Below are 24,020 nucleotides of genomic sequence, written 5' to 3' on the forward strand. Positions count from 1 at the left end.
ACATGCGGGCGCAGGCGGTGACTCGCGGCGACGGCGTCGGTTCCGGTACTCACCTCGCCCACGACCTCGAACCGCGGGTCGGCGCCGAAAGCGCCGCGCAGCCCGGACCGGTAGAGCGGATGGTCGTCGGCTATCAGCAGCCGCGTACGCGTGCGCTCGGAATGGCTGTCCATTGTCACGGCTCTCCGGAGAATAGGTCTGGCGCCGAATTATTTCGGCGTTCTGCAAAAACGGAAAGTATTTGAAAACCGTCCCCTGTGCCCGTGGCAGTCCCGAATTTTGCGGCCTCCTTTCTCCTCTTTCCGAGAGTACTCACGGAATCCGAGTCCGGATGCCGTCATTATCAAATCTTGATCGTCCGGGGATTGGGCGGTTATCATTCTCGGTGTCGTGCGCTGTGGTGTCCGGCGAGACCGGGAGTTCAATCGGCGGCCGGTCGGCGCCGGGAAAGCAGGCCGAAAGCCGTTACCACCGTGACTCCGGCGAGGAGTGCGATGGCGACCGCGGAGGTGGCGGTTTCCGGACCAGTCGCCGCGAATGGCGACACGCCGTTGAAGGACTCGACCAGCACCACCGCGGTCAGGATCGCGTATCCCGCCGTGGCGATCGCCACCAGCCCCAGGCGCGCCCGCTCCGGCCAGTTGGTGAGCCCTAGCAGCCAAGCCAGCGCGGGCAGCACCAGAATCCCGTGCATCGCGACCGCGTGTGCCGGCTTCAGCTTGCCCGTCGTGGTATAGGCCAATTGTGCCGAGCCGGTGCGTGCCTCGACTGCCCCGTGCGCGACCATCACGGCGCCGATGCCTAGTGAGACCAGCAGGATCACGAAGCCGGCCCGCACCGCCAGCCGCGTCGACGGCGTGATCTCCCGGCTCCCGACGATCGTCGCACTCGCGAAACCCAGCACCGTCAGGATGATCACGGCACCCCCGGCCGCCAGAGCCATCGCGACGACGGTGTCGAAGGGGGTCTCGAAGTTGAAGTGGGACGGCACGCCACGCCAGGCCTGCATGCTGACCAGCGTCGTCTCCACCACGCAGACCACGGTGAACACCGTCAACAGGACCGACCGCACGCGTGTGGAGATCTTCAGGAACGACGTCGTCCAGACCACGGTCGCCAGGGTCAGCCCGAACGACAGGCCGAAGGTGGCCGCCTTGCGCAGCGAGACCGGCCCGACCCAGGTGTGTCCGGTCACCAGCAGCACCGCGACATGAACCAGGCCCGAGGTGAACAGCAGGGCGCCGACCAGATACGCGGTCCGCTCGACAGGCCGGCCGTTGCGCCAGATCCGGGCCAGTGCGAAGCCCAGGGTCGCTGGGAGACTTCTGGTCCGCGGGGCAACGTCCGTCATGCCTTCAGTTTCCACGCCGAGCATGGTGTCGCCAAGGTGTCACGTGCCTATCCTGCCCGGCGTTTCGAAGCGGGGTCCATACGCAAGCCTGCGTATGCGCGATACCGCTTACTGAGCGGCGCCGGTCGGCGTCCCAGCCCCGCGGGCTCAATCCCCGCCGGGGAGGACTGGCGACTCATGACCCGGGGACCTGGATGCGCCAGGGTTGGTAAGCGAACCCCATCGCATTGGAGGCAGGATGTCCGTACAGGACAATATGGATTTGGTGCGGACGATCACCGAAAAGGGGATGAACAACGGTGACGTCAGCTTCATCGAGGACGTGTTCTCGCCGTATTATGTGGTGCACGTGCGGGATCTGAAGCTGCCCACTGGCCCGGCGGCGTTCGCCCAGGCGGTCGCCTTCTGGCGTCAGTCCTTCCCGGACTTTCACTGCACTATCGAACACATGATCGGCGAAGGTGAGTACGTCGCGCACCGGTTTACCACCACCGGCACGCATACCGGCCAGTTGGGCCCGATGCCACCGACCGGCCGTCAGTTCCAGGTCTCCGGTGTGGACATGCACCGAGTTGTCGACGGCAAGGTCATCGAGTCGTGGATCAGCGACGACATGCCGCGGATCCTCATGCAGATCGGCGCGCTGAAACCGGCGGGCGGCCCGCCCGAGGACCACTGAGATGGGGATGAAACGGCTCGGGTTCATCGGTCTCGGTGCGATGGGATCGGGGATGGCGAGCCGGCTCGCCGACGCCGGGTTCACGGTCTCCGTCTACAACCGCACCAAGGCGAAGGCGGAAGTGCTTGCGGCGGAAGGGATCATCGTGGCCGCGACACCCGCGGACGCGGCGAGGGAGGTGGACGTGCTGCTGGTCAGCCTGTCCACCGCCGAGGTCGTGGACGAGGTCGTGCTCGGCGACGGCGGCGCGCTGGCCGCGGCGCCCCCGGGTACGACCGTCGCGAACATGAGCACGGTCTCCCCGGATTCGGCACGTGCCTTCGCCGAGCGGGTCGCCACCGCGGGCCATCGCGCACTCGACGCCTGCGTGCTGGGCAACGCCAACCATGCGCGCGATGGTGAGCTGCGGTTCATGATCGGCGGCGACGCCGACGACGTAGCAGCGCTGCGGCCGGTGCTGGATGTGCTGGCCAAGGAAGTCGTGCATCTCGGCGGCCACGGCATGGGCGCCACCGCGAAGGTCGCGATGAACCTGCTGATGGGCGTCCAGATGCAGGCACTGGCCGAGGCGATCGTGTTCGGCGAGCGCGCCGGGCTCGACCGGCGCCAGCTGATCGGCATGATCGCCGCGAGCGGATACAGCTCGCCGGTGATGAAATTCAAGGCAGGAGTAATGGCCCGGCGCGCGTTCGAGCAGGCGGACTTCAAGCTCACGCTGATGCGTAAGGACCTGTTGCTCGCACTGCGCGACGCGGAACGTCTCGGCGTCGACATGCCCGCGACCGCGGCCAGTTGCGAGGTGCTCACCGCGGCGCTGGACGCCGGTCTGGGCGAGGAGGACTGTGCCGCCGTGCTCACCGAGGTCGAACGCCGGGCGGACGGCCAGTGCGTGTCCAGCCAACGTTGATTCAGGAGGACCGATGTCCATTGAGAACACCCCGGCAGGCAGTGTCGCCACGGAGATGAAGGTGCTCGACGTCCCGTCGGGACAGGGGCGCGCGATCTGGCACATGGGCGCACTCATGGTGTTCAAGGCGACCAGTGCCGAGACGGGCAACCAGTTCTGGCTCGCCGAGCAGACCTCGAACCGGGGCTACGCCTCGCCGATCCACCTGCACACCCGTGAGGACGAGCTGTTTTACGTGCTCGACGGTGAGCTGAGCATCGAGATCGACGGCGTGATGCACCACCCGAAGACCGGCGGCACCGTCTTCTCGCCTCGGGGCCTGCCGCACTCCTACAAGGTCGAGTCCGACACCGCCCGCTGGCTGGTGCTCGGCACGCCCGGCGGGTTCGACGGCTGGTTCTTCGACACCGGCAAGCCCGCCGAGCGGCTCGAGGTGCCTGCCTTCGACCCGGCCGACTTCCCCGACTTCGGCGACGTCATCGCCTCGGTGGAGGCCTATGGCGGCAAGGTTCTCGGCCCGCCGCGTGCCTGACCATTCGCACGACGAGGTGGTTTTCAAAGCGGCGGAGTCTCTAGGAGCCATGATGATAATCGATGTGCACGGGCACGTGACGTCACCGGAACTGTTCAAGCGGTTCCCGATGCCACCGAGCCTGGCCGACATCGACGGGGTGATCGAGCAGAAGCTCGCGGTCGGGATCGGCATGACGATCGTCGGCAGTCCGGTCGGCGCCGGCACGATGGTTCCGGTCGCGGGCCTGGACAACTATGCGCAGCCGGCCGACCAGCTGGCGTCGTTCCACGAGTGGCTCGGCGAGACCGTCCGGTCCCATCCGGACAATTTCCGTGGGTACGTCTACGTGAACCCGTTCTCGGACGACGAATCCCTCGCCGCGGCGGCGAAGTTGCTGGCCCAGCCCGAGTTCGCCGGGCTGATCGTGAACACGAGTGTGCGTGGTGAGTATCTTTCCTCACCACGCGCGGAATCGTTTTTCGCGATGGCTCACGAGACCGGCGCACCGGTGCTGCTGCACCCGCCTGCCGAGCCGGTGGGCGCGGCGGCCATGAACGGCCATCTCGGTCTGATCGAGCACGTGACCCGGCCGTGCGACATCACCGCCGGGGTCGCGTCGATCCTGTTCGCCGGGTGGTTGCGCAGGTTCCCCGGGCTGAAGCTGATCGCGCCCAACGCGGGTGGTGCGCTGGCTCTGCTGGCCGAGAAGCTGAACCTGGCGCAACAGCGGGCCAGACCGGGCGGGCCGCCGGTCACCGACGAGGAGCCGGTCAGCGAGCAGCTTTCGCTGATCTATGTGGACACCGCGACTCCCAGCGCGGTCGCGCTGAAGGCGGCGGCCACCGTGTTCGGCCCGGAACGGATGCTGTTCGGTACCGATTCCCCGCCACTGACCGCACCGCTGCGCACCGGTCTCGACCTGGTGGAAGGACTCGGCCTGACGCCGCAGCAGCGAGAGCTCGTCCATTCCGGCACGGCGCGGGCCCTGTTCGACCTGGGGGAGGCATGACTATCTACAAGGGACTCAAGGTGCTGGTCGCCGGCGGCTACGGCGGTATCGGCACCGCCATCGTCGAGCAGCTTGTGGCCGGTGGCGCCGCGGTGGCGATCGCGGGACGGTCCGGGGACAAGGCTGTCGCGCTGGCCGAGAAGCTGACCACCGGTGACGCTCCGGTGATCGGCACAGAGCTCGACATCACGTCCGGCCCGTCGATCCGCCGCGTCGTCACTCAGGCGGCTGCCGAACTGTCCGGTTTGGACACTTTGATCAACTGTGCCGGAAAGCTGGAGACCATACCGGCCGAGAAGTTTCCGGAGCAAGTCTTCCGCGACATCGTCGAAGCAAACCTGACCGGCGCTTTCCTGCTGTCCCAGGAAGTCGGCAAGTTGCTCATCGACACGGGCCGGCCGGGCCGCATCGTGCACCTGTCCTCGGTACGTGGCGCGGCGGGTGGGCGCCGCGGGTTCAGCGCCTACGGCGCCAGCAAGGCCGGGCTGGATCTGCTGGTCAAGCAACTGGCGACGGAATGGGGCAGGCACGGCATCACGGTCAACGCGGTCGCGCCCGGATTCGTGCGCACCGAGCTGGTCGCGCAGAGCGCTGAAGACGAAGGCTTCCTGAACATGCTCCGGCGGCGCATCCCGCTCGGCCGCCTCGCCGAGCCGGAGGAAGTCGCGAGCGCGGTGCTCTACCTTGTCTCGCCGCCTGCCCGGTTCGTCACCGGGCAGGTCATCTACGTCGACGGTGGGGTCACCGCCAGCCAGTGAGCGGTGGCTGCCCCGCCCCGAACACAGTGAGGAGAAACGAAATGTCGATGTGGCACGGACTGCAGTACCCGTTGAAACCGGGCAGCGAAGAGGCCGTCAAGGAACTCTTCCGCAAGAGCGGGCGGCCGCGGTTCGACGTAACCGACAGCGACGGCAAGGTGGTCGGCCGGCTGCTGGGCACGATGGTCTTCGTCGGCAAGGAGATCGCCGTGCGGATCATCGAGGTAGAGGGCCCGCTCCCGCTCGTCGCAGCGCATATGAGCAGGCAGCCGGAGGTCAGGGAGTTCGAGCGGGAGCTGGAGCAGTACCTCGCCGCCCCGCGCGACATGATCACCCCGGACGGCGCCCGCGCGTTCTTCCGGGAGGCGGCGCTGGAGAACGTCCTCGCGCGCCGCCACGACCAGCCCCTGAAACCGGTCGGCTGACCGCGCGACCAAGGAGGCATGCGTGGACATCGGAATCGGCCTGCCGAACACCGTGGCGGGCACCAGCGGGAGCGAGCTGCTGGACTGGGCGAGGGAGGGGGAGCGGGCCGGTTTCTCCACGCTCGCGACCCTCGATCGCCTGGTCTATGACAACTACGAGTGCCTGACCACCCTGGCGGCGGCTGCCGCGGTCACTGAACGGATCCGGCTGACCACCGCGATCATGATCGCACCGGTGCGCGCGGACACGGCCGTGATGGCCAAGCAGGCGGCGACCGTGGACCGGCTGTCCGGTGGACGGCTGGTCCTCGGCCTCGCCGTGGGCGCACGGCCCGATGACTTCACCGCCAACGGGACCGAGCACGCGGGCCGGGGCAGCCGGATGGACCGGCAGCTGGCCGAGTTCGGCGAGATCTGGTCAGGACAGCGACGGGGCTTCGCCGGGGGTATCGGGCCGGCGCCCGTCCGCGAGGGCGGGCCCGAACTGCTGCTCGGCGGTCACTCTCCGGCCGCGGTCAAGCGTGCTGCCAAGCGGGGAGACGGCTGGATCGCGGGCAGCGGCGGACCAGAGATGTTCCGTCACGGCGCCGAAGGGGTGCGTGCCGCTTGGAAGGCCGCGGGCCGGAAGGGCCAGCCACGGCTCGTGGCCCTGTCCTACTATGCCCTTGGCGAGCAGGCCGAACAGCTCGCGGACTCCTACCTCAACCAGTACTACGGTTTTGCCCCGCCTTACGCGCAGCTCGTGCGGCGCAATACCGGCGCCGGTGCTTCGGCGGTCGCGGCCGCGATCGACGCGTTCGACGCGGCCGGGTGCGACGAGCTGATCCTCGTTCCCTGTTCCGCCGATCTGGACCAGCTCAAGCTCCTCACCGCACTGGTCCAATGCCGCTCTTGACGAGGGATCAGAACGGGGGCTCCTGGGCATCAGTGCGTCGATCTGAGGCGCCGGACGGTTCTCGCGAGAATCACCCATTCGATGAGCCAGAACTGTCAGTTCCGGAACGTGCTCTGTTGAAGGAATTGGAGCGCCACGTTCGGGAGATAGAGCTTGGGAGCGAGTTTCTGGGAAAAACGGCGACCTTCTTCGCAAAGAGATTCCGGTGACCGCGAAATACGCATTCATCTCGTGCTACGTGGGCTGAGCGACTCCTGACCTTTCCTGCCTGCTGTACAAACCGCACCTCTTCCGCACTCGAACGGCATCGCCGAACTGGATTCTCCAAAATCATCGGTGATACAATTTTCGAGCACCCCCCTTCTGTTCTCAGAAGATTGGAGCACAACTATGGCCAGGTACGATTGGGACGTCAACAACTCTGGAATCACCCGGCTGAAAGCGGCTGTCGACGCGCAACGGAAAGACGTGGTAAGTCACGAACTGTACAAGCGACTGAACACGAAGGACGCCGTCGTCACTTTCCTGGAGCATCACGTTTTCGCCGTATGGGATTTCATGTCGTTACTGAAGACCCTGCAGCAGAAGCTCACCTGCGTCAGCGTGCCCTGGATCCCGTCCGGGTCCACGACGAGCAGGCGGTTGATCAACGACATCGTGCTCGTCGAGGAGAGCGATGAACTCGGCAGTGGTTTCATCAGCCACTTCGAGCTATACCTCGACGGAATGCGGCAGGCAGGTGCCAGCACGGCAGCCGTGGACACCTTCATCGAGGCGTTGCGGGCCGGAACGCCGGTGCCGGCCGCATTGAAGGAAGCCAAGGTTCCCGCACCGTCGGCCGAGTTCGTGACGGCAACCTGGGGGTTCATCGAGAACGCACCGGTGCACTGCCAGGCCGCAGCGTTCGCATTCGGCCGAGAGGACCTGATCCCGGACATGTTCGACCAGGTCGCCGCGCTGAACGCGGAACTCGGCGGACTATCCACGTTCGTCGACTATCTGCGCCGGCACATCCAGGTCGACGCCGAGGAACACACCCCGATGGCCATGCAGATGCTCGTCGACCTGTGCGGCGACGACAAGACCGCATGGCAGGAATGTGAGCAGACAGTCACGACCGCCCTGACCGCACGCCGCAAATTCTGGGACGGCATCCTTGCGGAAATGCCCGCCGGACGTCGTAGGCACGACACCGCGTAACCATCGCCCCGCGCCGCGGTTACGCGGTGTCCAGCCCAAATCGGCCGTTCAAAATCGGCGTACTGGCCACCTTCACCGAGAGCGCAACGGCCGCGAGATCCACACCATCACCGCCGATCTCCGCAACCCGCACCACGAACCGACACCCGAAATGCCCCGCAGGAGCGGGATGGCGGCTGGACCCGGCAGCAAAACCCCACTGTGGGAAGGAAAGCGACGGGATCTCTTCGGTGTGAACCAAGGACGGCACATTGCACGGGCCTGCGGAAATGCGATTTCCGCAGGTCAGCGCGGGTCCATTGAGAGTCGTTGAGTGCAGTTCAGGACTGTTGTGCGCATGTATTTGCTCCCAATTTGCTCCCCACGTTGCTCCCCCGCTTCGTACGTCGACGACACGCCGTTGGTTGTGTGGACTTCCCATGATCGGCTGGCGGCCGCGGGCCCCAGCGTAAACCCTGCTCGATGGCAGGCGATGTTCGATGAGCTGACGGGACGGATCGCGGGCCGTTTCAGCCGGGTCGAGCCCCGTCGTCGAGCGGGGAAACTGTTGCTGGGCCTGGTGTCCGTACTGCCACGAAAGATCGTTGCGCTGCGGCAGGGATCAGCGAGAACGTGGGCTTCGCGACCAAACCCGCCCTGGCCACCACCATGACCACCCGCGCACTCGACGCCGGAGTCCAAGCGCCATGGGTGAGCGGCGACGAGGTCTACGGCGCCGGCCCCCGCTACGCGCGGAACTAGGGCGCGTTTTCAATGTCTTGATCAGGGTGGATGCTGGCCTGGCTGGCCGGTTCGGCGTGTCGTTGATCAGATAGGAGAGGTCTCCGGTAAATCGATCAACGACCAAGAAGATCAAGTACCGGAGACCTCGTGGCCAGCGTAGCGGGGACGGGACGAGCCGACCTCACCGATGCGCAGTGGGCGATTCTGGAACCACTCTGGTGGGGTGGGTGAACCTGAACCGGCCGATCACGCGCTGGGCCGCTCGCGTGGTGGGTGGACCACCAAGCTGCATCTGGCCACCGAACAAGGCCAGAAACCGTTGTCGCTGGTCGTGACTGCCGGCCAGCGGGGTGACTCGCCCCAGTTCCAGGCTGTGCTGGGACGGATCCGGGTGGCTGGGAGGGGGTGCGGCCGACCGCGTACGACGCCGGATCGGGTGTTGGCGGACAAGGCTTACGGGTCTCGCGCCAATCGTGCTTACCTGCGTCGTCGTGGTATTCGGTGCACGATCCCGGAGAAGGCCGATCAGGTGCAAAACCGCAAGAACAAGGGACCTGCTGGTGGCAGGCCACCAGCGTTCGACCCGGACATCTACAAACAACGCCACACCGTCGATGCGGGATCAACCGACTCAAGCGCAACCGCGCTGTGGCCACCCGATACGACAAGCCAGCCGTCCGCTACGAAGCCAGTGTCTACATCGGGGTGATTAACGAGTGGCTACGCCTTTGAAACACGCTCTAGAGGGCCGCGGCGTCGGCTACGTGCTGGCCATCGGAGGCAACCGCCGCGTTACCACCGGAGTCGGGACGCTGTGCCCCGACGAACTGGCCACGCGACTACCCAAACATGTGTGGCAACGCCTCGCAGCCGGCACCGGGGCGAAAGGACACCGCTTCTACGACTGGGCCCTGGCCGACATCGACCCCGGCGCCGAGATGACCGGGCATCGATGGCTGCTCATCCGACGCAACCGCCGCACGAAAGAGCTGGGGTTCTACCGCTGCTACGCACCGCGACCGAGCCTCCTCGATCGACTCGGGCCATGTTGGCATATGACACCGACAAGATCGGGGACATCAACCGTCAGCGCCGGCTTTCCGCCGGGATCCGGCTACTGCTCGGGCCGGCGCGGAGGAGCCCCTTCGGCTTGAACACCGAAAGGCCGGTGGCGAGCAGGTAAAGGAACAGCTGGACGATCAGGCCGCCGACGACCAGCCATGCGGACAGCGGTTCGCCTGCCACCTGGGAGACCCGGGGGCCGATGAGGAAGACCGCCAGTCCGAGGTTGACGAGGGTGAGCGCGAGCTTCTTGAGCACCCACGTGTGGCGCAGCAGGCCCCACGGCGAATACAACGCGCTGAGCGTCCCGATCACCACTGCGGCTGACAGTAGCGGAATTCCCAGGAACTGCTGTATGTCGCCGGCCAGGCGCAGCAACGGGTCCTGGCCTACGGCATCCTCTATGGACAGTCCATAGGCCACGACGAGAAGCACCGCGAGCAGCGTGCCGACCCCGGAGACCGAGGTCAGCACGTGGAGCACCACCAGCAGCCTGCGCCGCCGGGTCATGGGGAACCGACGACGGAGACCGTCGTCCCGTAGGTCGACGGATCCTCGGCGGAGGTGATCAGGTAGTCCGCCAGGTCGGACACGCTCACCGGCCGCTCGTTCCGCAGCTCTCCGTCCGGGATCACCTGGTAGGTGCCGGTCGCGGGCGCGTCGCGAACCCGCGATGAGCGGACGATGCTCCAGTCGATGTCCGGGCAGAACCCGGTGAGCTCGTCCTCCACGCGTTCCACGTCGTTGAACGGGTTGCGCTGCCGCTTGTGCACGAAGTAGCGCAGCCACAGCTTGCGCAGCAGCGGTGCCTTGCGGCTGATCGAGACCGCGGTCGGGGACACCGTGATCACGCGCTTGACGCCGTTGGCCCGCATTCCCTTCAGCACCGCGGCGATCGAAGTGGACCGCACCACTGTGGAGGTCGTGCCGCGCGAGCCGACCGCGAACACCACCACGTCGGCTTCCGACACGGCTTCCTCGGCCACCGATGGTTCCTGCGCGTCGCCTATGACGGACTTCAGGTTCTCGTGCCGCAGCGTCGGTGCGCGCCGCGCGACCGAGGTGACCCGGTGCCCCGCGGCGAGCGCCTGCCGCACCACCGCACTGCCGATCCGGCCGGTACCGCCGAAGACCACGATGTGCATCGCGATACCTCCTCAGGAGAGCACGGCGACGAACGCCGCGATGTAGGCAACCAGTGCGCCGATGGCGCCGTAGGTGCGAACCTGGTGGGCGATGTGCCAGTTGACTCGCTTGCGGCTCCAGTCCTGCGCGGTCCGTTCCGGGCTCCACCGCTCGATCTGGCGCCAGATCGGGCGGTTGAACCCCTCCGAGGTGATGCCCACGATCACCATCCCGACGGAGCCGATGACGAACAGCGCGGCGATCAGGGGCGAGGGCGCGAGGAACGCCGCCCACACACCGAGCCCCGCCGCGATCACCCCGTTCCACACGGCGATCGGGTGGAACACGTGCATGTCGATCAGCTGACACACCACGACGTAACGGTCGTATGCCAGCTTGTTGAGCATTGGCAGGATGGACAGCTTCATGATCCAGAGGGTGCCGAGCTGCACGCCGGCGGCGGCGAGCACCCAGACGGTCAGAATTCCCAGCGTCAGGTCCACGTCACTTCTCTCCCACGGCCTCGATCAGTTCTGCCCGGGAAACCAGGTCTCCCTCGGCGGTCTGTTTCCGCACGATGTACCGGTGCGATTTCGGGTTTTCCATGCAGACACGCATGGGGCGGACCAGGTCACGGTGTCCCTGGCTGCGCTCCCAGCGCTCGAACTGCGCGATCGAGGTCCACTCACTGGTGATCAGCCACTGCTCGGGATCGGTGGCCGACTGGCAGACCTGGTCGAGCAGGTGACCGGGAACACCGGTCGCCACCTCGTAACGGATCTGCTCATAGGCACGGAGAAACTCCTCCGTGCGCTCGGCGGGCACCGTGAACTGGAACACCACGCGCGCCTTGGTCGTGCTGTCGGGTTCGGACATTCTCAGCCTCCTGTGGCGGCCATGGCGCCGCGGTCGAGCCGTCGCAGTACGAGCGAACTGTGGTAGCCGTCGAAACCGTGAGCGCTGACCATCGCGGTGTCCACCACCGCCTGCCTGGTTTCCGGGACGAAGGCGAGTTCGCAGCCGGGTGCGGGGGTACGGGTCCCCGCGCTCGCCGGCACCACCTGCCGGTCCATGGCCAGCAGCGCGGTCGCCACGTCCAGCGCGGCGCCGCCCTGGTAGATCCGGCCGGTGAGCGATTTCTGGGTGGACAACGGAACACCGCCCGCGCCGAACACCTCGTTGATCGCGCTCGCCTCGGTGGCGTCGTTCTCGGGCACCCCCAAGGCATCCGGGATCAGCAGGTCGACGTCCGCCGGTGCGGCGTCGGCGCGCTCGAGGGCCAGCCGCATGGACCGCTCGTACTGCCGCGGTGACCCGCCGGATCCGCGCACCGTGTGCGCACCATCATGGGTGGCTCCCCAGCCCGCGATCTCTCCGTAGATCACCGGAGCGTTCCTGGCGAGCGCGTGTTCAAGCTCCTCGACCACCAGTACCGCTCCGCCTTCACCGGGCACGTACCCGGACGCGTCGGCGTCGTAGGGCAGGTAAGCCGACTCGGGGTCTTTGCCTACGCTGAGCCGGCCGCTGCGCACCTGGCAGGCAAGCGCGTACGGGCTCAGCGGTGCCTCCAACCCGCCCGCGAGGACGACCGACACGCCTCGGTCGATCATCCGCGCGGCGTGTGAGAGGCTGTCCAGCCCGCCCGCGCTCTCCGACACCAGCACGTTGCTCGGCCCCTTGGCCTGGTGCCGGATCGAGAGCTGGCCGACCGTCGCCGCGTAGAACCACGCGATCGACTGGTACGCCCCCACTGTCCTTTTCGGATCGCTCCACAGCCGCTGGAGCTCCTTCTGGCCGAAGGCGTTTCCGCCGGAGGAGCTGGCCATGACAACCGAGGTCCGATACGGATCCATTGTGGACAAGTCGAGCGAGGCATCGTCGAGTGCCTGCTCGGCTGCGACGAAGGACATCCAGGTCCATCGGTCGGTCTGTACCACCAGCCTGCCGTCCACCCGCCCGGTGACGTCGAACCCCGGCACCTCGCCGGCGAGCGTCGTCGGATATCCCGAGGCGTCGAACTGGGTGATCGGGCCGATCCTGCAGCGCCCGCTCGTGATGGTCTCCCAATGCTCCCCGGTGGTAAGTCCGCTCGGCGAGACGACGCCGATCCCGGTGATCACTGCCCGGCGCGTCACGCGGCCAACTCCTTCAGCCGCCGGAAGATCATCGCCGACTGGAACCCGCCGAACCCGCTACCTACCGAGAGCGCCGCGTCGACCGGCAACGCCCTGGCTGTGTTCGGGGTGTAGTCCAGATCGCATTCCGGGTCGCGGTTGGCCCAGTTCGCCGTCGGGGGAACCGCCCCTTCGACGATCGCCAGCGCGCACGCGGCCATCTCGATCGCACCGATCGCGCCGAGCGAGTGCCCGACCATCGACTTGATGGAGCTGATCGGAACGTGGTACGCGGCGTCACCGAGCGACTTCTTGAAGGCCGCGGTCTCGTGCCGGTCGTTCTGCTTGGTACCCGAACCGTGCGCGCAGATGTAGGAGATTTCGTCCTTGTTCAGCCTCGCCTGTGCCATCGCGTCGTCGATGGCCAGCGACATCTCCGCGCCGTCCGGGCGCAGTCCGGTCATGTGGAAGCCGTTGCTGCGCGCGGCGTAACCGGAGACTTCGCAGTAGATCTGCGCGCCCCGTGCCCGTGCGTGGTCCAGTTCCTCGAGAATCAGCACCGCGCCGCCCTCGCCGAGCACGAAGCCGGTGCGGTCGCGGTCGAACGGCCGCGACGCGTGCTCCGGGTCGTCGTTGTCCGGCGTGGTCGCCTTGATCGCGTCGAACGATGCCGAGGTCACCGGGGACAGCGGGGAGTCGGCGGCACCCGTGATCACCACGTCCGCCTCGTCGTCCTGCACCAGTTGGTAGGCGTAGCCGATCGCATCGATCCCCGAAGTGCAGCCGGTGGACACCACCTGGACCGGCCCGTGCGCGCCGTAACACACCGCGACGTCCGCGGCGAGGCTGCTCGGGATCAGGGCCTGGTAGAGGAACGGGCCGGCATACTCGCCGTTCACCAGCCAGTTCTTGCCGACGTCGCTGAGCACGACGTACTCGTTCTCCAGTGCGGTGGTGCCACCGACCGCCGAGCCCAGCACGACTCCGGTCCGGTCTTGGAGTTCCTCGGCGAACTCCAGGCCGCTGTCGGCGACCGCCTCCGCCGCGGCCGCCAGCGCGAACTGTACGTACCGGTCGCTGCGACGGATCTGCTGTACGGACAGGCCCGCCTCGACCGGATCGAAGTCGCACTCCGCCGCGACCTGTGAGCGGAAGGCCGAGGCGTCGAACAGGGAGATCCGGCGGGTGGCGGTGCGGCCGTCGGTGAGGCATGCCCAGAACGCCTTCCTGGTCACTCCGCCCGGGGCCACGACACCGACTCCGGTCACGACTACCCGCCGGCTTCGCGTCCTACTCATGTCTGCCTCGTGAAGGTCGCGGCCTCTTCGGCCGTTTCGGTGTCGACGTGGCCCAGTTCCGGGCGCGGCGCGAGCGGGCCGAGGTGGAAGACGGCCTTCACCGTCTCGGTGCCCATGTTGCGCAGCCGGTGGCGGACCTTGATCGGCACCAGCACACCGGAGTCCGCCTCGACGACTGCCGGTTCGCCGTCGAGGTCGACGGTCAGCACGCCCGACACGACGTAGAGGAATTCCTCGCTGTAGGGGTGGTAGTGCTCGGCGATGCTCTCGCCGGGCTCGAGCACCGCGACACCCAGGAAACCCGACTCGCTGCCGACCGTGGCGGGCCCGAGCAGCACGCGGATCTCGGCGCCACGCCGCCTGTTGGGCGGGATGTCCGCACGGGCGATGGTCTTGTGGGTGGTGCCACGGGCGGCGGCGCGTGCCGCGGCCTCCACCTTCTCCTTGATGACCTTCATCTGGATCGGGGTGTTCGCGTTGATCCGGTTCGTCATCCCCTGGTCGTCGACCGGCGCGGTCGGCTTCATCTGGAAGTCCTGCTTCCACACCATGCGGACGCCGTTGCCTTCCTCGAGGTACGTCCAGTGGATGTTCATGTACTCGAACGGACCGGTTTCGATTCGTTTCGCATGCACCTGGCGGTTTTCCCGGTCGAGCGTGCGCTGGCTGACCCAGCTCCACACCTTCCCGTTCTCGTCCGGATGCAGCGCGAGCCGGAAGGTCAGCGTGTTACCGTCCCGCTCGATGACCTCGGCGACCGCGTACTCGGTGAACAGGTTCGTCCAGTTGTCGACGTCGTTGGTCATCTCCCACACCAGCGGGAAGGGCGCGTCGATTAGGATGCTGGCCTCGGTGTGTCCCGCCATGACTCAGACCCTTTCTTCCCGTAGGGCGTCGCGGATGAAGGCGGCGATCTCCGGCACGCTCATCGTCAACGACTCGTCCGGGATCCGGATCTGATGGCGCGACTGGACGATCGCCTGCAGCTCCATCGTCGCCAGCGAGTCGAGGCCGAGGTCGGCGAGCGTGTCGTGCTCGGCGCCGTTGAACGCCGCCGGGTCCAGCCCCGCCGCGGTGACCAGGATTTCCCGGATCTCCGCCTCCAGGTCGCCGCCGACGACCTCGGGATTGTCGTTCTGTGCGGTCGCTTCGGTCACTTCGGTCACTTGCCTTCCTCCTCGATCTTCTTCGCCTGGATCCGGTCCACCAGCCCGGTGCTGTGCGCAGCTTTCCGGAACTCCTCGTCGGCCAGGACGCGGCGCAGGAACGGCACGGTGGTCTTCACCCCTGGACCGTCCACAGTGAACTCGTAGAGCGCGCGGTCCATCCGGTTCAGGGCCTGTTCGCGGTCCGGTGCCCAGACGATCACCTTGGCCACCATGGAGTCGTAGTGCGGGCTGAGGACGTACCCGGTGAAGGCGTGGGTGTCGACCCGGGTGAACGGGCCCCCTGGCGGGTCGAACCGTTCCAGCACTCCCGCGGTGGGGACGAAGTCGCGATCCGGATCCTCGCCGTTGACGCGGCACTCGACCGCCACTCCGGTCAGCCGGATGTCCTGCTGGGTCAGGGTGAGCGGATGTCCCGCCGCCACCAGGATCTGCTCGCGCACCAGGTCGACGCCGGAGATCATCTCGGTCACCGGGTGCTCCACCTGGATCCGGGTGTTGATTTCCATGAAGTAGTGGTTCTGCTGGTCGTCCACGAGGAACTCGAAGGTGCACACGCCGACGTAGCCGACCTTGAGCGCGGCGAGGACCGACGAGTTGGCCATCTTCTTGGCGGTGGCCGCCGGGAGCGCGGGCGCGGGTCCCTCTTCGAGCAGCTTCTGGTGCCGCCGCTGCACCGAGCAGTCACGGGTGCCCAGGTGCACGCCGTTGCCGTGCGTGTCACACAGCACCTGGACCTCGACATGCCGGGCGCGTTCAAGGTAGCGCTCCAGATAGACCCGGTCGTCACCGAACAGCGATCCCGCGACGTTCTTGGCCTGCGAGAAGGTCTTTTCCAGCTCCTCGGGACCACGCACCACGGCCATGCCCTTACCGCCGCCACCGGCCGACGCCTTGATGATCACCGGGTAGCCGATCCGCTCGGCGGTGCTCGACGCATGCGCGAGGTCCGGTGACGGCTCGACGCTTCCCGGCAGCAGTGGCAAGCCGGCGTCGCTCATGATCCGGCGCGCACTGGCCTTGTCGCCGAGCGCCGACATCTGCGCCGGGCGTGGGCCGATGAACACCAGTCCGGCCTCGTCGCAGACCTCCGCGAAGTCAGCGTCCTCCGACAGGAATCCGTAGCCAGGGTGGATCGCCTCCGCGTCGGTCTTCAGCGCCGCCTCGATGATGGCCGGAGTGTTCTGGTAGCTGCGCCGGCTCTGGGCCGGTCCGATGTGGACGGTCTCGTCGAAGTGCCGGAGCACCCGGGGGTCACGGTCGGCGGTGGAATACACTCCGACGGTACGAATCCCCAGTTCGCGGCAGGTTCTGGCCACCCGCAGCGCGATCTCGCCACGGTTCGCGATCAGCACTTTAGTGAACATCGGTGTCGGCCTTTCCCAGCTCGTCGTCCGCGTTCGTCTTCAGCCGCAGCAACGGCTGGCCGAACTCGACTGACTCGCCGTTGCCCACGAGTACCTCGGCTACTATGGCCGTGGTTTCCGAGACAATGGGGTTGAACAGCTTCATCGCTTCCACGATCAGCACGGTCTGGCCCGGCTCGACGACGTCTCCAACCGTGACGAACGGTGGCTCGTCGGGGCCGGGGGAGTGGTAGACCGTGCCCACCATTGGCGAAGTCACCACAATGGACGCTGTATCGTCCACCGGCTCTCCTGCGTCCGTTTCGACCGGCACGAGCGGGACAGGCACCACCGGGACGGCGCCGGCATCCTGCCACTCCACCTCGATGACCGCGTCGTTCGAGCGGACGGACAGCCGCCGCAGGGAACCCGGCAGGTCCCCGGCCAGCCGCAAGGCCTGCGCACGAAGCCCGGTGAGCACGTCGCCGCCGGCTTGATCCTGTTGTGACACCATCTAGCGCACCGCTTCCCTTCCGCGTTCGCTGACAACAATCCCGTTGGCGCCGAAGCCGCGGAAGCGCGCCCGCCGGCCGCGGACGAGGTCGGCGCGCTCGAGAAGTTCGAGCTCGGCCAGTGTCTGCGACACCACGTCGCCAAGGGCCGTGGCCATCACGATCGCGCCGCCGGCCTCCTCATGGGACGGTTCGGGCAGGACACCGTCGACCACCCCTAGTTCCAGCAGTCTGCGCGCGGTGATTCCGAGCGCTCGGGCCGCGCTGGGCGCGGAAGCGCCGTCGCCCCACAGGATCGCCGAGCAACCTTCCGGAGTGATGACCGAGTAGATGGCCCGCTCGAACATCAGCACCCGGTCGGCGACCGCGAGCGCCAGTGCGCCACCGCTGCCGCCTTCGCCGGTGATCACGGTGACCACCGGGGTGCTGAGTTCGAACATGCCGAGGATGTTTTCCGCGATCGCGATGGACTGTCCGTGCTCCTCGGCGTCCTTGCCGGGATACGCGCCTGGTGTGTCGACCAGTGACACGATCGGGATACCGAGCCGGTCGGCCAGCCGCATGACGCGCAGCGCCTTGCGGTAGCCCTCCGGCTGTGGCATGCCGAAGTTCCGGCTGACCAGTTCGGTGGTCTGGTGTCCCTTCTGGTGTCCGATCACCGCGACCGGCCTGTCCCGCAGCCGGGCGAACCCGGCCACAATGGACGGGCAGTCCGCGGCCAGACGGTCCCCGTGCAGTTCGACGAACCCGTCGAAGGCGAGATCGAGGTAGTCCAGTGTGGTCGGCCTGCTCGTGTGGCGGGCCGCGCCGACGGCCTCCCACGCGTCCACCGGCGCCAGCAGTCGCGGATCCCTGACCAGCGTCGCGGTCTTCGCCTGCGCGGGAGCCTGGGCGACTTCGCCGGTCGCCTCGCTCGGACGCGTCGCCGACAAGAGTGCTTTCAACCAGCCACGTAGGTCGTGGCGGTGCTGCACGGCATCCACCTGTCCGTGCGCGAGCAGGAAGTCCGCGGTCTGGAAGTCCTCGGGCAGCCGCTGGCGGATGGTCTGCTCGATCACTCGCGGGCCGGCGAAGCCCATTCTGGCGCCCTTCTCGATCACCAGTACATCGCAGCTCGTCGCGAACGACGCCGCCACGCCGCCATAGGTCGGATCGGTGACCAGGCTGACGCTCAGCAGGCCCGCGTCCCGCAAGGCGGCGAGTGCCTGGCTGATCTTGGCCATCTGCATGAGCGCGAGCACGCCCTCCTGCATTCGCGCGCCGCCGGAGGAACTCACGATCAGCAGCGGGAGCCCGCCCTCCAGCGCCTGCTCCGCGGTGCGGATGATGAGCTCGCCCACCGCGGTACCGAGGCTGCCGCCCATGAACCGGAAGTCCATTACCGCCATCATCAGCGGGATCCCGCCGACCCTGCCAAGTCCACAAAGGACAGCGTCGTCGAGCCCGGTTGTCGCTCTGGCCTTGGCCAGGCGGTCTGAATAGGCTTGGGAGTCGACAAATCCGAGCACGTCGGTGGCCACGACGCGGACACTGAGTGGCTCGAAGCTGTCCGGATCGGTCAGCTGCGCAACGCGTTGCGACGCGGTCAGTCTGTGGTGGTGACCGCACTCCGGGCAGACCCCGAGGGCGCGTGCGAGCTTCTTCGCGTAGTTCAGTTCGCCGCAACCGGAACAGCGCGTCCAATTCTGCCGGACCGGCGCCCGCTCTCCTACACTCGTCACCAACTACCTCCTTGCCGATGTGCCCGGCTACCCGTTACGGCCGTGACTCGTCCGGGTTGCCGCGGGCGTCTCCCCAGCCACTTCGATGGCGGGGAGGCCAGGATGTGCGTCGAGGCGGACGCGCCGTTGCCCCAGCGCCTCTGATGCGACTTCCTGTAACGATTTCACTCCGCTCCGATCCCACCGTCTTGAGCCAGCCGTCCCGCGGTGGCGGGAACTGTGCCGGGCAACGCAAATCGTCAGAGGTGCCTGGGAAAGGAGAAAAGAGGTCGACTGCGGGCCTCCCCGGCTTGTCATCGGGGAGGCCTGTTCAGCGGACCGCCTGCGCCGCGGGCGGTGTGTGATGGCGGGTCAGTGCCCGAGGCCCGCCCGGCGTGCCAGCACCGCGGCCTCGGTGCGGTCGACCACTTGTAACTTCGCGAAAATCCGCGAATGGTAGTTACGAACGGTCTTGATCGACAGCCCGAGCGCCCGGGCGATGGCGACGTTTCCTTCGCCGTCGGCGACCAGTTCCAGTACCGCCCGCTCCCGGTCGGTGAGTTCCGGGAAGGGGGTGGGCGTTACCGGTGGTTTCACCAGGTACTCGACCACCCATTTCGCCACCTGGGCGTCAAAGAACAGGCCGCCGGAAACGGTGGTACAGATCGCCTGCCGGATATCCTCCGACTCGGTGCCCTTCATGAGATATCCACGGGCGCCCGCGCGAATCGCCGCGAAGAACGTGTCGCGGTCCTCGAGCATCGTGATCACGACGACCGAGGTGCGGGGCAGGCGGGCGACGATGTTCCTGGTGACCTCGATTCCCGACGTCCCCGGTAGGTTGACGTCCATCAGCACCAGCCTGGGTCTCAGCCGCCAGGTCATCGCCAGCGCCTCGTCGCCGGTCGGCGCTTCACCGACCACCTTGAACATCGCGAACTCTTCCAGTAGGCTACGCAGCCCGTAGCGATAGAGCGGGTGGTCGTCGGCGATTAGTATCTCGATCTGCTCACTTTCGGTTCTTCCCACGGAAATGCCCCAGAGTCGGTCACGGCCCGATTACCAGGCACAGCACGGCCTCGACGATACGTGCCTGACACGCGGACATCGTTGCCCGCGTGCGGAGTGCACACCTTGATCACGCGGGCCGGGCCGGCCGTCTTCGCTGAGCTCCCGCGAGTGGTAGCGCCGCCAGCGCGACCGTGCCGCTGGGTATGGCCTGCCCGATGGTGCACCAGCCACCCATCTCGGCCGCCCGCTCCGTCATGTTCGCCAGGCCCGAGCCGCCGACGCCGGCTCGCCGCGTGCTCGTGGCGGTGGTCACGCCGATTCCGTCGTCCTGGACCTGGATGTGCAGGTTCTCCTCATCCACCCATACCGACACGAGGCAGTGCTCGGCGCGGGAGTGCCGGAGCACGTTGGTGAGTGCCTCCTTGACGATCGAAAACGCGGGCAAACTCACCTCCTCGGGCACCTCGTCGAGTCCGTCGCCAAGGTTGAGGGTGATCTCCAGGCGCCCGCGGAAGATCGCCTGCATACGGCCGATCATGTTCCGCAGCGCGTCGGCGAAGCAGGTCATGCCGACCGGCCGGGCCCAGCGGTGTGATGCGCCGACGCAGTGCCGAAGCCGGTGCCTGGCCGACATGCGCCGCACGGTGGTGACCAGGTCGCTCGTGATGACGCGCAGCTCGTCGATCATGTCGCTGGCCCGGTCGATGTCCGAGCGCATCACGCGGCCGGCGAGCTCCAGATGGGCGCTCACTCCCGCCAGTGCCGAGCCGACATCGTCGTGCAGGTCGCGCAGCAAACGGGACAGGTGGACCTGGTGCTCACAGACGCGGCCGGCATGTCCCTCGCTCGGGTCTGTCTGGTCTGAACCACAATTTGGCTGGTCGTCCGCGGGTTTCACTGAGTGGTGCGGCAGCTGGCCGGCCATCGTCGTGCCAAGGCGATATAGCAGCGAGAGAAGAAACGTCCCGAGTGTTCTTGCCAGCCATCCTCTGATGCGCGTGGCCGGCCTGCCCGGTTTTTCGTCGGGATTCGGATGGTCTTGCTTTGGTTTCGATTCAAGCTGGTTTTCCGAGATACGGTCGCTCACGCCCACCTTGCCCCATTAGGTAGAACCAGTCGAGTCGAACGATAAAATAACGTCTGGGATGTTACCAGCGCCCCCCACGGGGTTGCAACGGTTCTGAAGTAAACATTCAAGTCGCTGGTAGGCGGCATCCACTGCGGGATGTGGTGATCCGAGTGGGGGTTTTCGTGGTTAGCTCGGCGCGGCCGGCATCGCCCGGCGCCGTCAGGTGTCATCGGGGCTGGGGGCACGTTTCCCGAGCCGACTGGGATTGTCACCCAGTGCGGCTGGGACTTCGGTTCAATGGGACGGCCTCCTGTTGTGCCGCGCCATGCGTTTCCGGTCCGGAAAAAGGCTGGCGAACGTGCCTGTGGCCCGGTCGAGGGCGCCCGGCCGTCACCTTGTTGGCGAGGCGACAACAAGACGTGATCCGAATGTGACATGCTTGCGCCCCGGGTTGGCGCGTGATTATCTTGGCTCATGTGGTTACCGCGGGACACGCGAATTGAATTTGCGCACATCTGGCGCTGATCCGGAAATTTGGGGGTCATTGTTTCTGTCATGTTTTGCCGTCACGGTAGCACGCCGGGACCATCGGTTTCGGCTCGACAAGGAAGTACGCAATGACGAACCATCGCGATGCTGTTGCAGCAGGCCGCGAACTCCTGATTGAAATATACCGAACAATGCGGACGATCCGGGAGTTCGAAGATCGGGTGCACACCGAGTTCGCCGGTGAGGACATCCCCGGTGCGGTGCATTTGTACGCCGGGCAGGAGGCGATCGCCGCCGGCGTCTGTTCGGTGCTGTCCGATGACGACTACATCGCCAGCACACACCGTGGCCACGGGCACGCTGTGGCCAAAGGCTGTGACGTGACCGGCATGATGCTGGAGCTCTACGGTAAGTCAGGCGGCCTGTGCGGCGGCAAGGGCGGGTCGATGCACATCGCCGACTTCGATCGCGGCATGCTCGGTGCCAACGGCGTGGCGGCCGGGGGAGTTCCGCTCGCCGCCGGTGCGGCCCTGTCCGCGAAAGTACGCGGGACCGACCAGGTGGCCGTGGCGTTCCTGGGCGACGGCGGGGCGAACCAGGGGGCGTTCGCCGAGAGCCTCGTTCTGGCCGTGGTTTGGCAGTTGCCCGTGGTTTTCGTCGTGGAGGACAACGGGTTCGCCCAGGCCACCGGGACCAGCTTCCACCTGGCCGGCAAGCAAATCGCGCTGCGCGGTGAAGCCGTCGGCATCCCCTCACGGGTGGTCGACGGCTACGACGTGTTCGCCGTGCGTCAGGCGGCCGCCGAAGCCGTGGAACGCGCCCGCTCGGGCGGTGGCCCCACCCTGCTGGAATGCAAGGCCGACCGGTTCTACGGCCATATGGAGGGCTGGGACCAGCAGGCATACCGGCTCGAGTCCGAGATCGACGAACTCCGGTCGTCGCACGACTGCGTCAAACTGTTCGCCGACCGGGTGCTCGCCGACGAAAGCCTTACCGCGGAAGAACTTTCCGCCGTCGACGCCGCCGTACGGGCGCGCATCGACGCCGCGGTGGAGGAGGCCCGCAACGCCAAGGAGCCCGACATCAGCGAGCTACTGACCGACGTCTACGCCAGCTATTGACGCTTCAGCCACTGGAACACATCGACGGAAGGAGGACGGCGTGGCGCGAGTCCTGTCGTACCTGGACGCCATCGGCGAGGCCCTGACCCAAGAGATGCGGCGCGACCCGGCCGTGGTGGTCTTCGGCGAGGACAATATCGGCGGCACCGGCACCAACGGCAAGCTGGGCAATGCCTGGGGCCCCACCAAGGGCCTGCACCAGGAGTTCCCCGACCAGATCTTCGACGCCCCGATCACCGAGGCGGCATTCGTCGGTGCCGCGGTCGGTGCGGCCGCGACCGGGCTGCGGCCCGTGGCCGACCTGTTGTTCGTCGACTTCGCCGGCGTCTGTTTCGACCAGATCCTCAACCAGGCAGCGAAACTGCGTTACATGGTCGGCGGTAAGGCCAGCGTGCCACTGGTACTGCGGGCGATGTGGGGCACGGGTATGCGGCGCGGCGCACAGCATTCCCAGGCGCTGTACCCGATCTTCGCCCACATCCCCGGCCTGAAGGTGGTGGTGCCCGCCAGCCCGGCGGACGCCAAGGGCCTGATGATCACCGCGATCCGTGACCAGGACCCGGTGATCTTCTTCGAGCACAAGATGCTCTACTTCAGCCACGGTGTGGTGCCCGAGGAGCCCTACGAGATTCCGTTCGGCAAGGCCCGGATCGTCCGGGAGGGCGGCGACTGCACCATCGTGGCCATCGGCCGGATGGTGGCCGAGGCCGAGACCGCGGCGGAACAACTGGCCGCCGACGGCGTGTCCTGCGAGATCATCGATCCCCGTACGGTTTCCCCGCTCGATGAGGAGACCATCTACGCCAGCGTTCGGCGCACCGGCCACCTCGTGGTGGTCGACGAGTCGAACCCCCGCTGCTCGGCCGCCTCGGACATCGGGTCCCTGGTGGCACAGAACGTTTTCGATGCTTTGCGTGGCCCGGTCCGGATGGTGACCTCCCCGCATGCGCCCACCCCGTTCAGCCCCGCACTGGAGGATGCGTACGCGCCCTCGGCCGCGCGGATTTCCGAGGCCGTACAGGCAGTCCTTCGCCGCGCGGTAGCGGCCTAGAGACTGTTTTGAAGTGGCTTGCTGAAACACCACCTAACCGAACACCGTTAAGGAGTGAGCATGACTTCCGTCGAGGAACACCCGAACGTCCAGCTGCTCAAGAAGGTCTACGCCGCGTTCGGCGTCGGCGACGTCGAGACCGCAAGCCAGTACTGGCATGAGGACGCGGTGCACCACTACCCCGGACGCAACCCGCTGTCCGGAACTCACAAGGGGCTCGAAGATTCGATCGCCTTCGCCAACAAGATCTTCGAGCTCACAGAGGGCAAGCTGTTCATGGAGGCGTGGGAAGTCGGGGCCAGTGAGGGACACGGGTTCGCCTTGCTGAACACGCGCTACGAGCGCAAGGGCAAGGTGCTGGAGATGCCGTTCGTGAACGTCGCACGGATCGTGGACGGCAAGATCGCCGAGTTCTGGACCTACCCCGAGGACGTACACGCGACCGACGAGTTCTGGAACTCCTGACCGAACCGGCGAAACCTGGGAGTCAGCACA

The 24,020-nt window shown here is 66.8% G+C and carries 26 protein-coding genes and 3 pseudogenes; 14 read left to right on the forward strand and 15 right to left on the reverse strand.

What is annotated here, in order from left to right; all coding sequences use genetic code 11:
• Positions 1-421: 421 nt before the first annotated feature.
• A complete protein-coding gene (locus A3CU_RS0132910) occupies positions 422-1,351 on the reverse strand; it encodes a hypothetical protein (RefSeq protein WP_156960687.1) in 930 nt (309 codons plus the stop codon).
• A 238-nt stretch (positions 1,352-1,589) separates the two neighbouring features.
• On the opposite strand from A3CU_RS0132910, the gene A3CU_RS0132915 reads away from it, so the two are divergent.
• The 11 genes and pseudogenes from A3CU_RS0132915 to A3CU_RS55870 form a co-directional block, all read left to right on the forward strand.
• A complete protein-coding gene (locus A3CU_RS0132915) occupies positions 1,590-2,030 on the forward strand; it encodes an ester cyclase (RefSeq protein WP_027945838.1) in 441 nt (146 codons plus the stop codon).
• Position 2,031: 1 nt separating this feature from the next.
• Entirely contained in the window at positions 2,032-2,937 is a 906-nt protein-coding gene (locus tag A3CU_RS47905; protein WP_043843409.1) for an NAD(P)-dependent oxidoreductase, read from the forward strand.
• A 13-nt stretch (positions 2,938-2,950) separates the two neighbouring features.
• On the forward strand, positions 2,951-3,469 hold the full coding sequence (locus tag A3CU_RS47910) for a cupin domain-containing protein (RefSeq protein WP_027945839.1): 519 nt from the start codon (positions 2,951-2,953) through the stop codon (positions 3,467-3,469).
• A 49-nt stretch (positions 3,470-3,518) separates the two neighbouring features.
• Positions 3,519-4,460, forward strand: coding sequence for an amidohydrolase family protein (locus A3CU_RS0132930; RefSeq protein WP_245617456.1), 942 nt, complete (start codon positions 3,519-3,521; stop codon positions 4,458-4,460).
• Positions 4,457-5,218 (forward strand): SDR family NAD(P)-dependent oxidoreductase, encoded by a 762-nt coding sequence (locus A3CU_RS0132935; protein ID WP_027945841.1) that lies wholly within the window; start codon positions 4,457-4,459, stop codon positions 5,216-5,218. Before A3CU_RS0132930 ends, A3CU_RS0132935 begins: the two co-directional genes overlap by 4 nt.
• Positions 5,219-5,259: 41 nt before the next feature.
• Positions 5,260-5,643, forward strand: a complete 384-nt coding sequence (locus A3CU_RS0132940; RefSeq protein WP_027945842.1) for a SchA/CurD-like domain-containing protein — start codon at positions 5,260-5,262, stop codon at positions 5,641-5,643.
• 22 nt (positions 5,644-5,665) lie between these two features.
• On the forward strand, positions 5,666-6,538 hold the full coding sequence (locus A3CU_RS0132945) for an LLM class flavin-dependent oxidoreductase (RefSeq protein ID WP_027945843.1): 873 nt from the start codon (positions 5,666-5,668) through the stop codon (positions 6,536-6,538).
• A 390-nt stretch (positions 6,539-6,928) separates the two neighbouring features.
• The gene (locus A3CU_RS0132950; protein WP_027945844.1) at positions 6,929-7,738 is read left to right on the forward strand and encodes a DUF3050 domain-containing protein; all 810 of its coding nucleotides are present in this window, start codon (positions 6,929-6,931) and stop codon (positions 7,736-7,738) included.
• A 472-nt stretch (positions 7,739-8,210) separates the two neighbouring features.
• Positions 8,211-8,464 (forward strand): annotated as a pseudogene (locus tag A3CU_RS55865) (hypothetical protein); the annotation flags it as partial.
• 184 nt (positions 8,465-8,648) lie between these two features.
• Positions 8,649-9,170 carry a transposase gene (locus A3CU_RS51730; protein ID WP_425388297.1) on the forward strand — a complete coding sequence of 174 codons (522 nt, stop codon included), beginning with the start codon at positions 8,649-8,651 and terminating at the stop codon, positions 9,168-9,170.
• Positions 9,171-9,189: 19 nt separating this feature from the next.
• Positions 9,190-9,492: pseudogene (locus tag A3CU_RS55870) on the forward strand (IS701 family transposase); the annotation flags it as partial.
• Positions 9,493-9,547: 55 nt separating this feature from the next.
• Here the strand turns inward: A3CU_RS55870 and A3CU_RS0132965 are convergent.
• The 14 genes and pseudogenes from A3CU_RS0132965 to A3CU_RS50250 form a co-directional block, all read right to left on the reverse strand.
• On the reverse strand, positions 9,548-10,033 hold the full coding sequence (locus A3CU_RS0132965; RefSeq protein ID WP_027945845.1) for a hypothetical protein: 486 nt from the start codon (positions 10,031-10,033) through the stop codon (positions 9,548-9,550).
• Positions 10,030-10,668 carry an NAD(P)-dependent oxidoreductase gene (locus A3CU_RS0132970; protein ID WP_027945846.1) on the reverse strand — a complete coding sequence of 213 codons (639 nt, stop codon included), beginning with the start codon at positions 10,666-10,668 and terminating at the stop codon, positions 10,030-10,032. The genes A3CU_RS0132965 and A3CU_RS0132970 overlap by 4 nt, the downstream gene beginning before the upstream one ends.
• 12 nt (positions 10,669-10,680) lie before the next feature.
• Positions 10,681-11,151 carry a hypothetical protein gene (locus A3CU_RS0132975; RefSeq protein ID WP_027945847.1) on the reverse strand — a complete coding sequence of 157 codons (471 nt, stop codon included), beginning with the start codon at positions 11,149-11,151 and terminating at the stop codon, positions 10,681-10,683.
• 1 nt (position 11,152) lies between these two features.
• Entirely contained in the window at positions 11,153-11,524 is a 372-nt protein-coding gene (locus A3CU_RS0132980; RefSeq protein WP_027945848.1) for an antibiotic biosynthesis monooxygenase family protein, read from the reverse strand.
• Between the two features lie 2 nt (positions 11,525-11,526).
• The gene (locus A3CU_RS0132985; protein WP_027945849.1) at positions 11,527-12,783 is read right to left on the reverse strand and encodes a beta-ketoacyl synthase N-terminal-like domain-containing protein; all 1,257 of its coding nucleotides are present in this window, start codon (positions 12,781-12,783) and stop codon (positions 11,527-11,529) included.
• Entirely contained in the window at positions 12,780-14,060 is a 1,281-nt protein-coding gene (locus A3CU_RS0132990; protein ID WP_027945850.1) for a beta-ketoacyl-[acyl-carrier-protein] synthase family protein, read from the reverse strand. Before A3CU_RS0132990 ends, A3CU_RS0132985 begins: the two co-directional genes overlap by 4 nt.
• Positions 14,057-14,518 carry a cupin domain-containing protein gene (locus A3CU_RS54105; protein ID WP_211246583.1) on the reverse strand — a complete coding sequence of 154 codons (462 nt, stop codon included), beginning with the start codon at positions 14,516-14,518 and terminating at the stop codon, positions 14,057-14,059. The genes A3CU_RS0132990 and A3CU_RS54105 overlap by 4 nt, the downstream gene beginning before the upstream one ends.
• A gap of 75 nt (positions 14,519-14,593) precedes the next feature.
• Positions 14,594-14,926, reverse strand: a pseudogene (locus tag A3CU_RS54840) (SRPBCC family protein); the annotation flags it as partial.
• Positions 14,927-14,929: 3 nt separating this feature from the next.
• Positions 14,930-15,226, reverse strand: coding sequence for an acyl carrier protein (locus tag A3CU_RS0133000; protein ID WP_027945852.1), 297 nt, complete (start codon positions 15,224-15,226; stop codon positions 14,930-14,932).
• Positions 15,223-16,593, reverse strand: coding sequence for an acetyl-CoA carboxylase biotin carboxylase subunit (locus tag A3CU_RS0133005; RefSeq protein ID WP_027945853.1), 1,371 nt, complete (start codon positions 16,591-16,593; stop codon positions 15,223-15,225). The genes A3CU_RS0133000 and A3CU_RS0133005 overlap by 4 nt, the downstream gene beginning before the upstream one ends.
• Entirely contained in the window at positions 16,583-17,086 is a 504-nt protein-coding gene (locus tag A3CU_RS47915) for an acetyl-CoA carboxylase biotin carboxyl carrier protein (RefSeq protein ID WP_052372592.1), read from the reverse strand. The genes A3CU_RS0133005 and A3CU_RS47915 overlap by 11 nt, the downstream gene beginning before the upstream one ends.
• Positions 17,087-18,805, reverse strand: a complete 1,719-nt coding sequence (locus A3CU_RS0133015; protein ID WP_027945854.1) for an acetyl-CoA carboxylase carboxyl transferase subunit — start codon at positions 18,803-18,805, stop codon at positions 17,087-17,089.
• A gap of 351 nt (positions 18,806-19,156) precedes the next feature.
• Positions 19,157-19,813: a response regulator gene (locus A3CU_RS0133020; protein WP_156960689.1), complete on the reverse strand. Its 657-nt coding sequence runs from the start codon at positions 19,811-19,813 to the stop codon at positions 19,157-19,159.
• A 109-nt stretch (positions 19,814-19,922) separates the two neighbouring features.
• Positions 19,923-20,591, reverse strand: a complete 669-nt coding sequence (locus A3CU_RS50250) for a sensor histidine kinase (protein WP_211246579.1) — start codon at positions 20,589-20,591, stop codon at positions 19,923-19,925.
• A gap of 953 nt (positions 20,592-21,544) precedes the next feature.
• On the opposite strand from A3CU_RS50250, the gene A3CU_RS0133035 reads away from it, so the two are divergent.
• Genes A3CU_RS0133035 through A3CU_RS0133045 form a run of 3 tightly spaced genes read left to right on the forward strand, consistent with a single transcriptional unit; the run spans position 21,545 to position 23,990 of the window.
• The gene (locus A3CU_RS0133035; protein ID WP_084144085.1) at positions 21,545-22,474 is read left to right on the forward strand and encodes a thiamine pyrophosphate-dependent dehydrogenase E1 component subunit alpha; all 930 of its coding nucleotides are present in this window, start codon (positions 21,545-21,547) and stop codon (positions 22,472-22,474) included.
• Positions 22,475-22,514: 40 nt separating this feature from the next.
• Positions 22,515-23,525, forward strand: a complete 1,011-nt coding sequence (locus A3CU_RS0133040; RefSeq protein ID WP_027945857.1) for an alpha-ketoacid dehydrogenase subunit beta — start codon at positions 22,515-22,517, stop codon at positions 23,523-23,525.
• Positions 23,526-23,585: 60 nt separating this feature from the next.
• Entirely contained in the window at positions 23,586-23,990 is a 405-nt protein-coding gene (locus A3CU_RS0133045; RefSeq protein WP_027945858.1) for a nuclear transport factor 2 family protein, read from the forward strand.
• The last annotated feature ends 30 nt before the right edge of the window (positions 23,991-24,020 follow it).

The sequence above is a fragment of the Amycolatopsis taiwanensis DSM 45107 genome (genome assembly GCF_000519205.1).
Taxonomy (GTDB): domain Bacteria; phylum Actinomycetota; class Actinomycetes; order Mycobacteriales; family Pseudonocardiaceae; genus Amycolatopsis_E; species Amycolatopsis_E taiwanensis.

Coding starts and splice junctions, on each gene's coding strand:
- A3CU_RS0132980 (WP_027945848.1), bottom strand. CDS start 11,524: ATGTCCGAACCCGACAGCACGACCAAGGCGCGCGTGGTGTTCCAGTTC.
- A3CU_RS0132940 (WP_027945842.1), top strand. CDS start 5,260: ATGTCGATGTGGCACGGACTGCAGTACCCGTTGAAACCGGGCAGCGAA.
- A3CU_RS54105 (WP_211246583.1), bottom strand. CDS start 14,518: ATGAAGGTCATCAAGGAGAAGGTGGAGGCCGCGGCACGCGCCGCCGCC.
- A3CU_RS0133035 (WP_084144085.1), top strand. CDS start 21,545: ATGCGGACGATCCGGGAGTTCGAAGATCGGGTGCACACCGAGTTCGCC.
- A3CU_RS0132935 (WP_027945841.1), top strand. CDS start 4,457: ATGACTATCTACAAGGGACTCAAGGTGCTGGTCGCCGGCGGCTACGGC.
- A3CU_RS0132915 (WP_027945838.1), top strand. CDS start 1,590: ATGTCCGTACAGGACAATATGGATTTGGTGCGGACGATCACCGAAAAG.
- A3CU_RS0133045 (WP_027945858.1), top strand. CDS start 23,586: ATGACTTCCGTCGAGGAACACCCGAACGTCCAGCTGCTCAAGAAGGTC.
- A3CU_RS51730 (WP_425388297.1), top strand. CDS start 8,649: ATGCGCAGTGGGCGATTCTGGAACCACTCTGGTGGGGTGGGTGAACCT.
- A3CU_RS0132930 (WP_245617456.1), top strand. CDS start 3,519: ATGATGATAATCGATGTGCACGGGCACGTGACGTCACCGGAACTGTTC.
- A3CU_RS47905 (WP_043843409.1), top strand. CDS start 2,032: ATGGGGATGAAACGGCTCGGGTTCATCGGTCTCGGTGCGATGGGATCG.
- A3CU_RS47915 (WP_052372592.1), bottom strand. CDS start 17,086: ATGGTGTCACAACAGGATCAAGCCGGCGGCGACGTGCTCACCGGGCTT.
- A3CU_RS0132965 (WP_027945845.1), bottom strand. CDS start 10,033: ATGACCCGGCGGCGCAGGCTGCTGGTGGTGCTCCACGTGCTGACCTCG.
- A3CU_RS0132970 (WP_027945846.1), bottom strand. CDS start 10,668: ATGCACATCGTGGTCTTCGGCGGTACCGGCCGGATCGGCAGTGCGGTG.
- A3CU_RS0132910 (WP_156960687.1), bottom strand. CDS start 1,351: ATGACGGACGTTGCCCCGCGGACCAGAAGTCTCCCAGCGACCCTGGGC.
- A3CU_RS0132990 (WP_027945850.1), bottom strand. CDS start 14,060: ATGAGTAGGACGCGAAGCCGGCGGGTAGTCGTGACCGGAGTCGGTGTC.
- A3CU_RS0133005 (WP_027945853.1), bottom strand. CDS start 16,593: ATGTTCACTAAAGTGCTGATCGCGAACCGTGGCGAGATCGCGCTGCGG.
- A3CU_RS0132950 (WP_027945844.1), top strand. CDS start 6,929: ATGGCCAGGTACGATTGGGACGTCAACAACTCTGGAATCACCCGGCTG.
- A3CU_RS47910 (WP_027945839.1), top strand. CDS start 2,951: ATGTCCATTGAGAACACCCCGGCAGGCAGTGTCGCCACGGAGATGAAG.